Below are 15,256 nucleotides of genomic sequence, written 5' to 3'. Positions count from 1 at the left end.
ACGTTTTTACAATTTCCATTCTTAACGTGTTTAAGAGATGGTATGGCAAAGAAGCCCATAAAATCGATAGTCATCGGTTTTGCGGGCTTTTTTGTTTTCAAAGAACAATTAGAGGTGACTGATGTCAAGTTCGGTAAATATTGGTAGCGCACAAAAAATGCGTATTGTAGTAGTAGGTAATGGCATGGTTGGTCATCATTTTGTAGACCAACTAATTCAAGAGAATGCCGCTGATAATGAAACACAATTAGACGTTGTTGTTTTGTCTGCAGAGCCGCGTCTTGCATACGACAGGGTGCATTTATCAGAATACTTTTCTGGTAAAACGGCAGACGAGTTAGCATTAACTACGCCTGAATACTACCAAGAGCACAATATCCAGTTTGAACTCAGTGCTAAAGTAGTCAATATCAATAAACTAGCTAAGTCAGTAACCACTGAATCTGGCGATGTATTTGAATATGACAAGTTAGTGTTATCAACAGGTTCATATCCTTTTGTTCCTCCTATTCCTGGAAACGACCAACCTCATTGTTTGGTTTATCGTACGATTGAAGATTTAGAAGCGATTAGTGCCTCAGCTGCCGTCAGTAAAGTTGGTGTGGTTGTTGGTGGTGGTTTGTTAGGTCTAGAAGCGGCAAATGCCTTAAAAGAAGCTGGCTTACAAACACACGTAGTTGAATTTGCTCCACAGTTAATGGCTGTGCAGGTTGATGGCGGTGGCGGACGTTTACTTCGCAGTAAAATCGAAGCCCTAGGTGTACAAGTACATACACAAAAAGCTACACAAAGCATTGATGCTGGTGATACTTGTCGTTATAAAATGGTATTCGCTGACGGTGAAGTACTAGAGACAGATATGATTCTATTCTCTGCTGGTATTCGACCTTCAGATGCTTTAGCCCGTGAATTTGATTTAAAAATTGGTGAGCGTGGCGGTATCGTAGTTGATGACCACTGTTTAACAAGTGACGCAGACATATATGCCATTGGTGAGTGTGCCCTTTGGAACAACTTTATCTACGGATTAGTTGCACCGGGCTACACTATGGCTCGTGCAGCTGCTAGTCATATCACAGGTGGTGATTTGACTTTCGAAGGTGCTGACATGAGTACCAAACTTAAGTTAATGGGTGTAGAAGTAGGTTCGATTGGTGACGCCCATGCACGTACCGAAGGTGCCTTGTGTTATACCTACGAAAACCAACCTGAAGAAGTATATAAAAAGATTGTAGTAGATGCCGAAGGTAAAAAATTACTAGGTTCAGTATTAATCGGTGATACCAGTGATTACGACACATTATTACAATATGCATTAAATGATATCGACTTACCTGAAAAACCAGAAAGCCTAATTTTACCAGCGGGTGCGGGTGACGCTCCTGGCCTTGGTGCAGATGCATTGCCAGACACCGCCACTATATGTTCTTGTCACAATGTATCTAAAGGCGACATTATTGAAGCTGTCGATCAAGGCGCTTGTGATGTTGGTTCTGTTAAAGGTTGTACCAAAGCTGCAACAGGTTGTGGTGGTTGTGCTGCATTACTTAAATCGGTTGTCGACAGTGAGCTTGAAAAGCGAGGTGTTGAGGTAAAAAAGGACATATGTGAACATTTCGCTTACTCTCGCCAAGAATTGTTTCACTTAGTTAAAGTTGGCAAAATCAAAACATTTGATGAATTAGTAGAGAAGCACGGAAAAGGTTTAGGTTGTGAAATTTGTAAACCTGCTGCGGGTTCAATTTTAGCATCTGTATGGAATGACTTTGTATTACAATCTGATCACGTCAGCTTGCAAGATACTAACGATACCTACTTAGGCAACATGCAAAAAGACGGCACTTATTCAATTGTTCCTCGTATTGCTGGTGGTGAAATTACCCCAGAAAAACTTATCGTGTTAGGTGAAATTGGTCGCGACTATAAGCTGTATACCAAGATCACGGGTGGCCAACGTATCGATTTGTTCGGTGCTAAAGTTGAAGAGCTGCCAGAGATTTGGGAAAAGCTTATCACCGCAGGTTTTGAAACTGGTCATGCGTATGCTAAATCATTACGTACAGTTAAATCTTGTGTGGGTAGCACTTGGTGTCGTTATGGTGTGCAAGATTCTGTTGGCCAAGCTATCGATTTAGAAAATCGTTATAAAGGTTTACGAGCGCCGCACAAAATCAAGTTTGCTGTATCGGGTTGTACCCGTGAGTGTGCTGAAGCACAAAGTAAAGATATAGGTGTGATTGCCACTGAAAATGGTTGGAACTTATACGTTTGTGGTAACGGTGGTATGAAACCTCGTCACGCAGACCTATTCGCCACAGATTTAGATGATGCAACGTTAGTTAAATATATCGACCGTGTATTGATGTTTTATGTACGCACCGCAGACCGTTTGCAACGTACTTCGGTATGGATGGAAAACCTTGAAGGTGGTTTAGAGTATTTACAAAAAGTGGTAATTGAAGATTCACTTGGTTTAGGTGAAGAATTAGAAGCTCAAATGCAAAACGTAGTAGACACTTACCAGTGTGAGTGGAAAACAGCCATTGAAAGCGAGCAGTCACGTAAACGTTTCCGTCGTTTTGTAAACAGCGATAAATCAGATTTAAATATTGTCTTTGTAGAAGAAAGGGATCAAATCCGTCCTGCTACTGAAGAAGAAAAGCAAAAACTGCAAGCGGCAACAGCCGATGAACTTGCTACTGAAGTAGTGTAGGAGAATACAAATGACAACTCAAAATGATTGGATCTCTGTGTGTACAGATGACGACCTAGTATTGAATTCAGGTGTATGTGCCTTAGTAAATGATCAACAAGTAGCCATTTTTAAAATTAAATCTGGCGGCGAAAATAAAGTTTTCGCAGTGAGTAACTGGGACCCATTTGGTAAAGCTAACGTTTTATACCGTGGTCTTTTAGGCTCAGTTGATGAAGCAGAAGTCATCATAGCGCCTTTATATAAACAACGTTATTCGCTAGAAACAGGTCAATGTTTAGATGACGAAAGTGTCAAGCTAACGGTTTACCCTGTTCGTGTAGAACAAGATAAAGTGTTACTTCAAATGGTTGGCTAGTTCATGGTTAGTATCAGCAAATTCGCTGAACATGAATTGCATACACCTGACACATCCGGCGCATCTTTAGTCACCACAACTTGCCCATACTGTGGCGTGGGTTGTGGGGTTGAAGTGACTCTAGATGAAAGTCAAAAATTAAGTGCATTGCAAGGCAGTTCAGATCACCCAGCCAATTTTGGACGTTTATGTGTTAAAGGCAGTAAACTGCTAGCAACCAATTCAGTAAACGGCCGCTTGTTATCACCTATGGTGAATGGCGAGCCAACAGATTGGCACACAGCAACACAAACTGTTGCTGACAAATTCAAACAAGTGATTGCTGAACATGGTCCAGAGTCAGTCGCTTTTTATGTATCCGGCCAGTTATTGACCGAAGATTACTACGTAGCCAACAAATTAATGAAAGGTTACATAGGTAGTGCCAATATCGACACAAACTCTCGTTTGTGTATGTCTTCAGCTGTAGCGGCTTACAAACGCGCATTTGGCGCAGATGCCGTACCTTGTTGTTACGAAGATTTAGAGTTAACCGAATTATTAATCTTAGTGGGCTCTAATGCCGCTTGGACCCATCCGGTTTTATTTCAAAGAATTGAGCGCGCAAAGAAGTTAAATCCAGCCATGCGTGTGATCACGATTGATCCTCGTAAAACGGCTACCTCAGAAATTGCCGATAGCCACTTGTCTATTAAACCTGGCACAGACGTGGCCTTGTTTAATGGTTTGATTCAGTATTTGTCCCAAAATCCAGGGAAAGCTCAAGGGCTTGATCAAGCCTATATTGATAGTGTGACCCTAGGTTTCGATGCAGTATTGGCAGAAACCTCTCAATGGACACTAGAGAAAGTTGCCGAAACCTGTGACCTCGATAAAGAACAGGTTGAAGACTTTTACAGTTTATTCAGTAAAACAGAAAAAGTGGTTACCGCTTATTGTATGGGCGTGAATCAATCTACCTCAGGTACAGACAAAGCCAACAGCATTATTAACTGTCACTTAGCCTCAGGAAAACTAGGTAAAGCAGGCGCTGGACCGTTTTCTTTAACCGGTCAGCCTAATGCTATGGGCGGTCGTGAAGTAGGCGGCTTGGCAAATATGTTAGCTTGTCATATGGATATTGATAATCCTGAGCACAGACAAACCGTACAAACTTACTGGCAGTCACCAACCATTGCCAACAAAGTAGGCCTTAAAGCCGTAGACATGTTTGACGACATAGAAACAGGCAAGGTAAAAGCGGTTTGGATTATGGCCACCAATCCAATGGTGAGCATGCCTAATCGTGAAAAAATTGCTCGCGCATTGAAAAAATGTGAAATGGTGGTTGTGTCTGATTGTGTTGATAAAAACGATACCTTGACCTTTGCTGATGTGGCATTGCCCGCTACAGGCTGGTCAGAGAAAGACGGTACAGTGACTAACTCTGAGCGTCGTATTTCACGCCAGCGCGGAATAATAAAGGCAAGTGGTCAAGCTAAACACGATTGGCAGATCATTTGTGATGTGGCTAAAGCCATGGGTTTTGCCCAAGGTTTTGACTTTAAGCATCCTAAAGATATCTTTGCAGAATATGTAGGTTTGACTCAAGCTGATAACCAAGGCACTAGAGACTTAGACCTGTCTGGTTTAGCGGGATTATCTGAGCAGGCTTATAATCGTTTGAAACCGGTACAGTGGCCAATTAACCAAACCGCTCCAGAAGGCACTAAACGTTTATTTACCGATGCTAAGTTTTATACGGCAACGGGCAAAGCAAACTTTGTTAAAACTGTATTTACTCCGCCAGAACAAGTCACAACTGACGCGTATCCTTTTGTGTTAAACAGTGGTCGTTTGCGTGACCAATGGCACACTATGACTCGCACAGGAAGAGCGGCTGAATTAACCTCGCATATTAGTCGACCGTTTTTGGCTGTACATCCTAAAGATGCGCGAGCTTTGGCGTTGCAAGAACATGACTTGGTTAATTTAACCTCGGGTCATTTAAGCCGTGAACAATCGGATATATGTTTACCCGTGGTACTTGACGATAAACAACGAAAAGGTGAGGTATTTGCACCTATTCATTGGAGTGCCAGCAATAGCGCCAGCTCAAATATTACCGCTTTGTATACAGATGCAAACGACAAAATATCAGGTCAGCCTGAGTTAAAACACGCAGCCGTGGCCTTAACCAAAGTCGATTACCCATTACAGGGAAAAATCTTTGTTAAACAAACCTTAGCTGTTGAGTTACTCAGAGAAAAGTTTGCTTATTTTGTGACAACACCAGTTGAACAAGGCACCTTAATCTACTTTGCTACTGAGCATTCTGAAGCGGCCATCAAACTTTGGTTACAGATTAATCTACCTTTGTATGATGAGTGGGTGAGTGTGACAGGCGGTAACGTTGGCAGCACGTTTGCTATGCGCGAAGGTTTGTTGTCGTTAAGTTTGTTTATGAGTAAAGAGTACCTTGATGTGGACACAAGTTGGATAAACAGTTTATTTGCTGGTGGTTTAGTTGACGCCGAACAAATGAACGGTTTATTAAACAATCAGCCTGATGAGCAGTTCAAACAAGGTAAACTTATTTGTAGTTGTTTCAAAGTGGGTGAAAACACCATTATTGACGCCATACAAAAAGGTTGCGACTCGGTTGATAAACTGGGTGGTGCGCTTAAATGTGGCACTAACTGTGGTTCGTGTAAGTCAGAACTGAGCCAGTTAGTTAATCAACATAAAGGTTTGTTAGCTGCTAATCCAAATACAGATCCTGCGGTTGAAGATCTGATTATCCCAGTAGAAGAAGTATAAAACGCTAAAAATAAGGTGAGCCAGTAATCACTTCTTGGTACTGGCTCTCTATTTCTGTAAAATCCGCAATAATCTTCCCTGTAATATTCCCTTGTAGAGAGTTGTATGTCTGACGACACCCCAATTGAATTTAAACACTTTATTCGAATTATTGGCCGCGGCCAGCGTGCCGGACGCACATTAACCCAAGAAGAAGCTTGCCAAGCCATGACAATGCTGGCCAAAGGTGAAGTGACCGCTGAACAAAAAGGTGCGTTTTTGATGTTGCTACGAGTACGTGAAGAAACGGCAGAAGAATTGGCTGGTTTTACTCAAGCATTTCGAGCATTAACCCAAGAAGGTTTATCCGATTTAACTGTGGACTTAGACATGGGCTGTTACGCGGGTAAACGCCGGCATTTACCTTGGTTTGTGTTAGCAGTTTTATTACTGGTACAAAATGGCAAACGTATCTTTTTGCATGGCACACACGAGCCAGATTCAAAACGTTTATACCTAAAAGAAGTGTTACCAAAATTGGGTTTTGACCTGGCAAAAAATACTCAACAAGCACAACAAGCCTTAGACAAATTTGGCTTCGCCTACATGGATCTATTAGACATTAATCCGGCATTAGATGAAGTCATCCAACTTCGCGAGTTTTTTGGTTTACGCTCATGTGCCAATACCTTAGCTCGTATGTTAAATCCGTCACAGGCGCAACACAGTATTCAAGGTATATTCCACCGCTTAATCGACATTAAACACAGAGAATGTGCGGCCTTGTTACAGGATGAAAATGTCTTATGTTTTAGAGGTGACGGGGGAGAAATTGAATTTAATCCACTGCGTGATGTGACCTTACATATTAATCGCGTTACCGAACAATCCACCATAGACGTAGAAAATACCCTAGACAGTTATGTGACTAAACCGAAAGAATTAGACGTACTGCAGTTGATTGATGTGTGGACAGATAAAACTCAAGACACATACGGTGAAAAAGCCTTGTTAGGTACACTAGCAAACATGTTGGTGTTACTCGATAAGCTTGATTGGAAAACCGCATATGAACAGGCCCAAGACATGTGGAATAACCGTGTTAAAGAATGGCCGGTAACTTTGCCAACAACATAAATAACTCGAATTCTGGATAAGCTGCGCCTTTCAATAACGCTTTTTATTCCTAACTGCTTTGGTTTTAAACTCAAAGCTAACAAAAACATCTTACTGGGAGTTTTACTTGCTGGTTTTCTGCCAAGAACGTTCGTAAAATCGGCATAAGTAAAGTGTTGGAAGCTCTCATTGGGGAGATATTATGTTATTCGAGAATCTAATTAAAAATAAAGTCGTTTTGTTTCTTATATTAATAAGCAGCAGTAGTTATGCTGAGACCTTAATTGAAGTTGAGGCTCAGCCAAATAAAGGTTTTTCCTTTCCTTTTTTATTAAAAATTCCTTCACAAATCGATACAGATTATTTGGTTGTTGAAACTAATAATACTGGTGCTGTGTCAGATGATTTTGATGTTCATTATCAAAAAGCTAATAAGGCAATAGTGGGAAATGCTGTAGGCCCATGGGTAGCAAAAAAACTCAATTCACCCATACTCATTCCTGTTTTTCCGCGCCCAAAAACTGGTTGGGAAATATATACACATGCATTAGACAGAGATACTTTGTTAGTAGACTCGGGGGAATTAAAAAGACTGGATCTGCAATTGTTGGCGATGATTTCCTTTGCAAAAAAAGAACTGGCTAAACACTCTGTTAAGGTAAAGGAAAAAGTTATCTTAACTGGGTTTTCCGCTTCAGGAAGTTTTGCTAATCGGTTTTCATTAATACATCCAGATAGCCTCCAGTTAGTCGTTGCTGGGGGGCTTAATGGAATACTAATGTTGCCGCTAGAAAAAGTAGCGAAAGAGAAGCTAAATTACCCTATCGGTGTTAATGATTTTCAAAAGGTTACTGGCAAAGTGTTTGAAAAGTCAAAGTGGGTAGCGTTACCTCAGTTTCTGTTTATGGGTAAGGATGACACGAATGATGCTGTTGAATATGATGATGCATACTCAGAAACAGAGAGAAAAACCATACATTCTGCTTTAGGGCAAAAGATGCAACCTGATCGTTGGGCTAAATGCCAGTCTATTTACAACGACAACAATGTTAATGTTGTTTTCCGTACATATGAAAATATGGGGCATGGAACTAACTTGCAAATACACAATGAAATTCTTAGCTTTGTAAAAGCGAATATTTAACAAAAATATTAACGGGAATACTATTCGTTGCAAAAACGCTTGGATTTTCCAGTTATAATAAGCCTAATGTGTTTTTAAAATTGAGTATGACCCAACCCATATGTACATAGGAAGTAACGTTAATCTAATTAGCCCTTGTATTAGCAAGTGTGTGTTTGACAGCAATGACATTTGCAAGGGCTGTTTTAGAAACGCCTCTGAAATAACAGATTGGATGAATAAGTCCGAAGAAGAAAAGCTGAATATCACAATTAGGTGCAAAAAGATGATGGCTCAGCAGTCATAAGGCGAATTGTTTAAATGAATTGAGATACCAAGGATGGCTAAGTTTCCACTGTTAGGTATAATGCCCCTCTTTATGCCACTGTATATCCCAGCTTGTCACTGTTTTAGATATTTTACATGCGGCCTAACTTTATTCATATTTACTAGGAGAGGTATTCGACCTTATGTTTTCTACGATTCAGCAACCCCCTGCAGACCCGATTTTAGGCCTGTCTGTTAAGTTCAAAGCCGATAATAATCCACAGAAAATTGATCTGGGCCCCGGTATATACAAAGACGAGACCGGAGCAACACCAGTATTGGCTTGTGTTAAGGCTGCAGAGGCATTTCGTACTGAGTTTGAAGACACTAAGATTTACTTGGGGTCGGCTGGTTCTGGCTTGTTCAATGAGCGTATTGCCAGCCTTTTGTTAGGAGACCATCAGGCAATCCAGGAAAATCGAGTTCGGACTATTTCTACTCCAGGTGGTACTGGTGCTTTGCGAGTTGCGGGTGATTTTATCAATCGTTACAAGCCGGGTTCTACGATCTGGGTGAGTAATCCTACTTGGGCCAACCACGCAGGCGTATTTACTGCAGCTGGCCTGACAGTTAAGACTTATCCTTACTACGATTACGAGAATAAGTGCTTAGATTTTGCGGGCATGATGGACGCACTTAAACAAGTTTCTAAAGACGATGCTGTATTGGTTCACGCTTGTTGTCATAACCCTAGTGGTATGGATTTAAATCAAGAGCAGTGGCAACAGTTTGCTGACCTTGCTAATGAAATTGGATTCTTGCCGGTTGTGGATATTGCTTATCAAGGATTTGGCGCAGGATTAGATGAAGATGCTTATGGTCTGCGTTTATTGGCAGACAAAGTTGAGGAGCTGGTTGTTTGTAGCTCTTGTTCGAAGAATTTTGGCATGTACCGGGATCGTATCGGTGCCTGCTCATTGATTGCTAAAAATAGTACGGTTGCTGATATTATTTATGCCGCTATTCAACGAGTGGTGCGAGTTAACTACTCTATGCCTCCTGCCCATGGTGCGGCGGTTGTTGAAACTATCCTAGGCTCGGATGAGCTAACTAGCCAATGGCATGGTGAGCTTGAAGTAATGCGTGAACGCATTAGCCAAATGCGCCAAGTATTGGTTAGCAGTTTAGCCGCTAAGGGTGTAGAGCAAGACTTTAGCTTTATCACTCGCCAAAACGGTATGTTTTCGTTTTTGGGAATTAATGGTGAACAGGTTCAACGTCTACAAGATGAGTTTAGTATTTATATAGTAGGCTCTAGCCGGATCAATCTAGCGGGTATTTCCCCTGACAATATTGATTACTTGAGTGACTCTATCGCCAAGGTCTTGTAATTCCTATTCAAACGGATTGGCATCAGTAGTCAAAGTTATTAATACAAAAAAGCCCACTTTGCTTCATTAAGCAATGTGGGCTTTTTTATGGTTACCTTTTTATTGGTATTATTATTTCAGAGTAAAAAAGGCTTAAACGATTTTCTCAGAGGTAACAATCACCCCATCATTATCGGTATACACATAGTCCCCTTCGTTAAAGGTTACGTCGCCAAAAGATACCGATACACCACGCTCGCTTTTAGTTACTGGAATTGATTTGCGTGAGCAAGTGCCCAGAGCAATCAATGCAACAGGGATATCTTGAATTTGCTCGGTGTCTCTCACATAACCATTAATGATTATGCCTGCGAAATTATTTTTCTGGGCAAACTTCATTAAATTCTCACCCACAACCGCAAAGTAATCCTGGGCTACATCTACTACCACTATTTTGCCACTGCCATCTTCGTCGCGAAGTAGTGCCACTAAATCGGCGTTGTTTTTATCCAGCTTAATGGTTGTCACCACCCCTTGGCACTTATTAATTCCACCAAAATGTTGGTAACCGGGTCCCAATACGTTTGTTTTATTAGGGTGTTCATCACAGATATCTGCTGTAAAAAAGTCCATCGCTATTGTCCTGCTTGAAAAAAGACGAAAATTCTATCACTGAAGACCCATTATTTGCATAGAATTTTTGCGGCAGTTTACCTTTGGTGTTTAGTTAGAACAAAATGTACTCACCAAAGAGCAACAGCTCCTAGTACCTTTATACAAATATTTGGTAACATTGCGCCCTTTAATTTTAAGATGATTTTCAAAGGTGCAATATTAATGAAGGTAGTTACAGGGGTCGTTGGCAACGATATTCATGTGGTCGCCAACCGCTTGATTGATCTTTCCTTACGCGCTAGGGGTTATGAAGTGTTTAATCTCGGAGTAAACACTTATTTAGAAGAGTTTTTTGATGCGGTAGTAGAAACAGGCGCAGATGTCCTGATGATTTCATCTCTAAACGGAGAAGCGGAAGGCTGGGGCAGAGAAGTAAAACCTTTATTGACTCAATACAAAAAACTGGACGACGTTGTCATGATGATCGGGGGCAACCTGGTTGTAGGTCGTGGTGATCCTGATGAAATCCAGCGCAAATATAAAAGTTATGGTTTTGATTTGGTTTGCCACCAAATTGACCTTAACACCGGCCTGGATATGCTGGAAACCCATCTTGAAAAAAGAACTGAAGAGAGAAGTACCCAATGAGTTTATTGCAGGAAGAGCGAAAAATCATACTCAGTAATGAGTTTGTTGATGCTTTTGACTTTGCTGAGGTGTCAGACTTTGTTAAAAATGCGAGTAAAGAGCTGTTTATTTCTCACCACTTTAAAAAAAATAAAAACAAGAAAATGTTGGTACAACCGCGAGGCGGTTTCCCTACCTATGAAAAACAACATGCACTTTATGAGTTTTTTCTAAAGGCCAATGTTGATGTATTGCCATTGACTGTTGACTCTAATACTCGCTTGAACGATTACGCCACGGCTCAGAAAATGCTTCGCCTGAGTGAAGAAAATAACATAGATATGCTCAATGGTTATCCGCTGGTTACCCACGGTTACCGTACTACACGTAAGATGATTACCCATTTTGACAAGCCGGTTAGCCTGCGCCACGGTACGCCAGACGCACGTTTGTTAATTGAGACGGCAATTGCCTCAGGTATTTTTGAAATTGAAGGCGGTCCAATTACGTATTTACTGCCTTATTCTAAAAATTTCCCTCTGGATAAGGCATTTCTTTATTGGAAGTATGTAGAGCGGGTTTGTGCTAATTATTCTGAATTGAACGAGCCAATCAATCGTGAATCTTTTGGACCGTTGACAGCGACTATGGTGCCTCCATCAATCACTATTGTGATCCAATTGCTAGAAATGCTGTTATCCCTAGAAGAAGGTGTTAAATCTTTCTCGGTATCTTTCGCCCAACAGGGCTCGATGATGCAAGATATTGTGACTGGCGCGGTACTGAAAAAGTTAGCTCGACACTATGCCGAAGAAATTGGTTGTGGTGATGCAGACATTCATTTGGTTTATCACCAATGGATGGGCGCCTTCCCAATGAATCGCGACTTTGCAGACCAACTGATCAATATGTCTACTGTGATTGCCTCTATGGTTGGCGCAGACAAAATTATCACCAAAACTTGTGAAGAAGCGGTGGGAATTCCCACCAAAGAAGCCAATGCGAAAACAGTGGCCAATACTCAATACACCTTACGTATTCTTAACGGTTTGCCACCTGTTGTTGACGAGGAAGAAGAGGAAATCCTTACACTTGAAGTTAAAGCGATCATGGAAGCCGTGTTTAATGATCCGGCCGATACCCTTTGGCGTAAGGTATTTAACTGCATAAAAAGTGGCATTATCGACGTACCGTTTTCACCTCATATTATCAATCACAATGAGATGATAACGCTGCGTGATGCTCAGAAGAACATTCGTATTATTAAGCGAGGCAATGTACCTATGCCTGATCGCTGCTACGAGTTCCATAAATCTAAGTGCGATCTGTCTAAAGACACCACCAGTATCGTTAACGATATTATTCACGATATAGGAATAATGCAATGAGTAAGTCCACAGATAAATTGTTGATTGACGTGGGTAGCACCTATATGAAAGTCAGCACTACTGGTCATATCGAACAGCATTTTCGCGATTTCAATCAAGATATTCGTGATGACCTGGTGAATAAGTGCGGTGACACCTTAAAACGTTTTGAAAAAGATGATATCCACATTTGTTCTTCTGCTAATGGCGGTTTGAGTACTTTGATCATAGGTGTGACGCAGTCATTTTCTTTGAAGTATGCAACCAATATTGCCTTCAACTCTGGCATTAATATTATTGATACTATCCTCTATCAGAATATAGAAGATTATTCTGTGCCGAGTGAACTGGTTGATGTGGTGATTATTGTGGGTGGTATTGATAGTCATAGTGAACTTTTCTCTGATAGTCTCTATCGCTACTTAGAGCAGCTGACCTACTCTAATATTGTGTTTGTTGGCAGTGAAAAAGACGGGCCCGCCATTAAGGAAAAGATTGAAGATGTGGTGGTATTGCCGAATATTATCGACAATCGCCTACACATTGTGGAAGAACACCTGAAGCAATACCTGACTAATTTGTACCAGCAGGATATCGAAGGCAAAGAAGATATCAAACACCTGTACGATATTACTAATAATCAGATTTTTTCGACGCCTTATATTGTTAATAAGGCTTTGCCGCAAATCGATGCTCGTTTTTCTGTTGTCGACCCCTTTATCCTATTGGATATAGGTGGTGCCACCACAGATATTCATTACTCCAAAGATTTAGTAGACGAAAATATCGTCACAGAAAATGAATATGATCGCTTGGTTTTCAAAAAATTGGGTGTTTATAAATCGCGTGAGTCTTTGATTTTCTCGGCCAAGGACAATGAATTTGTTTATGAATTGTTGATGCATTTGAAGGTAACAGAAAATATCCTTGAAGAGCATAGCGAGCGAGCTACAAAAATATTGATGCAGTTGGCTATCTTTTTGGTGCTGTGCAAAACCTCTCACTATCGCAAAGCTTATATAAACTTGAAGCTACTGGCGATTAACTCTATTGTTTTCACTGGTGGTATAACCAAGGTATTAAACCAAGAAGAAGTGGAAGATATTGTCGCTTTCTTCTATAAAAAGGTTTTGACCTCCGAACATAAACCTCGGTCTATCATTGATAATAAGTATGATATTTGGACATTGGGCGCAAAGGAGTTAGAAGCATGTCAATAAATTGTATTAGAGCGATTCTTGAAGCCGCAGCGAAATCCCAACCGGAAAAATCTGCCATAGTATTGAATAACCAACAGCTGACTTACGCGCAACTGTTTGCCCGTGTTAATCAGGTGGCATACTACCTAGAAGAGCTCGATTTGCCTAAGGGCAGCCGTATCGGGATTTACTCGATGAAGAGTATCGATCAGGTCGTGGCCATACTCGCGGTATTGTCGACTAAGTATGTATTGGTGCCTATGACCCAGTTTTTGAAATCTGAACAGGTTGAGTACATTATCAATGATTGCGACATTAAATGTGTGTTAACTGATCAGAAACACCTAGGCGCTATTGATGAAAGTAATTTTGCCGGAAAAGTGGTGTCTTATGAAACCACACGTAGTGAAATTGCTTCTTTTGAAGAGATTTATAAGTACTATAACAAGCCCTATGAATGTGACATAAATGGTCATGACAATGCGCTAATTACCTATTCTTTTGGTTTAACTGGCACACCTAAAGGGATTGTGATCTCTCATCGTAACTTGATTGATTCGGCACGAGTTGTGTCTCAGTATCTAGAGTTACAGCAGGATGATGTTATTTCTGGCTTGTTGATTTTTAATTTGGACTATGGCCTAAATCAGATTTTCTGTACTTTATACAAACGTGCGACTTTGGCTCTACACAGCTTTATTCTGCCCGATGATTTCTTTAATCACTTAATCAACGATAAAGTCACGGTTTTGCCTTTGATGCCGTTTAATATATCCCAGATGTTTGAAGGTGGTAATCAGCGTTTACCTAGCCCACAATTATTTGACAAAGTTAGGATAATTACGTCTTCTGGCGGAAATGTCACAGCGGGTATGATCCGTGATTGTAAGAAACAATTTTCTCAGGCTAAGTTCTATTCGATGCACGGACTGACCGAAGCGTTCCGTTCAACTTATTTAGATCCTTCTCAAGTTGAAATTCGTCCAGACTCCATTGGTAAGCCCATCCCAGACGTTGAGCTTTATGTGATTAACGAAAACGGAAAAGAGTGCGAAGTTAGAGAAGTTGGGGAGTTGATTCATCGTGGTGGTTATATCTATCGTGGTTATTGGAACTCGCCAGAAGAAACAGCCATGCGCTTTAAATCGGTTGATATATTAAGTGATGCCCTCGACTTTGAAGGAAAGTTAACTGACGAAATTGTAGTGGCCACTGGCGACTATGTATATAAAGATGAAGAGGGCTATTTCTACTTTGTATCTCGCCATGACGATATGATTAAAACGCGTGGTTTTAGAGTATCGCCCTATGAGATTGAATCGGTAGTGACTAAAAACATTCCGCAAATTAACCAATGCGCTGTGTTTGGTATGGACAATGAGCAGATTGAAGAAGAAGTGGTGATGGTCTATTCGGCCGATAAAGAAATCACTAAAAAGGAAATCTTGTTTGAACTGAAAAAACACTTAGCTTCTTATATGTTACCTAGTAAAGTGCTGTTTAAACGCTCATTACCTTTAGTCCAAAGCGACAATAATCGCATCAATAAAGACCAACTTAAGCGGGAAATGTCTCAAGGCTTATAGCATGCTCGTGGAGGGGCTGCGACGATAATTCGTGGTATCCTCTCCCTGTGTTGCCGATAACAGTATCGGACTAACATAGACAGCCCTTTTCTCTGGGGTATGTCATCACCACTCCCTCCGACAAAGTGACGTCTAGA

At 40.9% G+C, this 15,256-nt stretch carries 12 protein-coding genes; 11 read left to right on the top strand and 1 reads right to left on the bottom strand.

Translation table 11 applies throughout. From position 1 onward, the window contains the following. Positions 1-121 precede the first annotated feature (121 nt). The 7 genes from nirB to ACSHXM_RS03045 all read left to right on the top strand — a co-directional run bounded on the left by nirB (position 122) and on the right by ACSHXM_RS03045 (position 9,746). Positions 122-2,713, top strand: a complete 2,592-nt coding sequence (gene nirB / locus ACSHXM_RS03075; RefSeq protein WP_435687254.1) for a nitrite reductase large subunit NirB — start codon at positions 122-124, stop codon at positions 2,711-2,713. 10 nt (positions 2,714-2,723) lie between these two features. Further along, positions 2,724-3,071, top strand: coding sequence for a nitrite reductase small subunit NirD (gene nirD, locus ACSHXM_RS03070; RefSeq protein WP_435687253.1), 348 nt, complete (start codon positions 2,724-2,726; stop codon positions 3,069-3,071). A gap of 3 nt (positions 3,072-3,074) precedes the next feature. Further along, positions 3,075-5,870: a nitrate reductase gene (locus ACSHXM_RS03065; protein ID WP_435687252.1), complete on the top strand. Its 2,796-nt coding sequence runs from the start codon at positions 3,075-3,077 to the stop codon at positions 5,868-5,870. Between the two features lie 105 nt (positions 5,871-5,975). After that, on the top strand, positions 5,976-6,986 hold the full coding sequence (locus ACSHXM_RS03060) for a glycosyl transferase family protein (RefSeq protein ID WP_435687251.1): 1,011 nt from the start codon (positions 5,976-5,978) through the stop codon (positions 6,984-6,986). A 181-nt stretch (positions 6,987-7,167) separates the two neighbouring features. Continuing rightward, a complete protein-coding gene (locus ACSHXM_RS03055) occupies positions 7,168-8,109 on the top strand; it encodes a hypothetical protein (RefSeq protein WP_435687250.1) in 942 nt (313 codons plus the stop codon). Positions 8,110-8,209: 100 nt separating this feature from the next. Then, positions 8,210-8,395, top strand: coding sequence for a DUF1289 domain-containing protein (locus ACSHXM_RS03050; protein WP_435687249.1), 186 nt, complete (start codon positions 8,210-8,212; stop codon positions 8,393-8,395). Between the two features lie 163 nt (positions 8,396-8,558). After that, positions 8,559-9,746 (top strand): amino acid aminotransferase, encoded by a 1,188-nt coding sequence (locus tag ACSHXM_RS03045; protein WP_435687248.1) that lies wholly within the window; start codon positions 8,559-8,561, stop codon positions 9,744-9,746. Between the two features lie 132 nt (positions 9,747-9,878). Here ACSHXM_RS03045 and rraA read toward each other — a convergent pair whose 3' ends face one another. Further along, entirely contained in the window at positions 9,879-10,358 is a 480-nt protein-coding gene (rraA, locus tag ACSHXM_RS03040) for a ribonuclease E activity regulator RraA (RefSeq protein WP_435687247.1), read from the bottom strand. 204 nt (positions 10,359-10,562) lie between these two features. Here rraA and glmS point away from each other — a divergent pair, with 204 nt between their 5' ends. From glmS to ACSHXM_RS03020, 4 genes are read left to right on the top strand one after another with little or no spacing between them, the layout of a single operon-like run. Then, positions 10,563-10,988: a methylaspartate mutase subunit S gene (gene glmS, locus ACSHXM_RS03035; RefSeq protein WP_435687246.1), complete on the top strand. Its 426-nt coding sequence runs from the start codon at positions 10,563-10,565 to the stop codon at positions 10,986-10,988. Next, positions 10,985-12,355, top strand: coding sequence for a hypothetical protein (locus tag ACSHXM_RS03030; protein WP_435687245.1), 1,371 nt, complete (start codon positions 10,985-10,987; stop codon positions 12,353-12,355). Before glmS ends, ACSHXM_RS03030 begins: the two co-directional genes overlap by 4 nt. Then, positions 12,352-13,554, top strand: coding sequence for a glutamate mutase L (locus ACSHXM_RS03025; protein ID WP_435687244.1), 1,203 nt, complete (start codon positions 12,352-12,354; stop codon positions 13,552-13,554). The genes ACSHXM_RS03030 and ACSHXM_RS03025 overlap by 4 nt, the downstream gene beginning before the upstream one ends. After that, positions 13,545-15,119: an AMP-binding protein gene (locus tag ACSHXM_RS03020; protein WP_435687243.1), complete on the top strand. Its 1,575-nt coding sequence runs from the start codon at positions 13,545-13,547 to the stop codon at positions 15,117-15,119. The genes ACSHXM_RS03025 and ACSHXM_RS03020 overlap by 10 nt, the downstream gene beginning before the upstream one ends. The last annotated feature ends 137 nt before the right edge of the window (positions 15,120-15,256 follow it).

The organism is Paraglaciecola sp. (genome assembly GCF_051252315.1).
Classification (GTDB): Bacteria; Pseudomonadota; Gammaproteobacteria; order Enterobacterales; family Alteromonadaceae; genus Paraglaciecola.
Note: the sequence above shows the minus strand (reverse complement) of the source record. Positions and strands in the feature narration are given on the sequence as shown.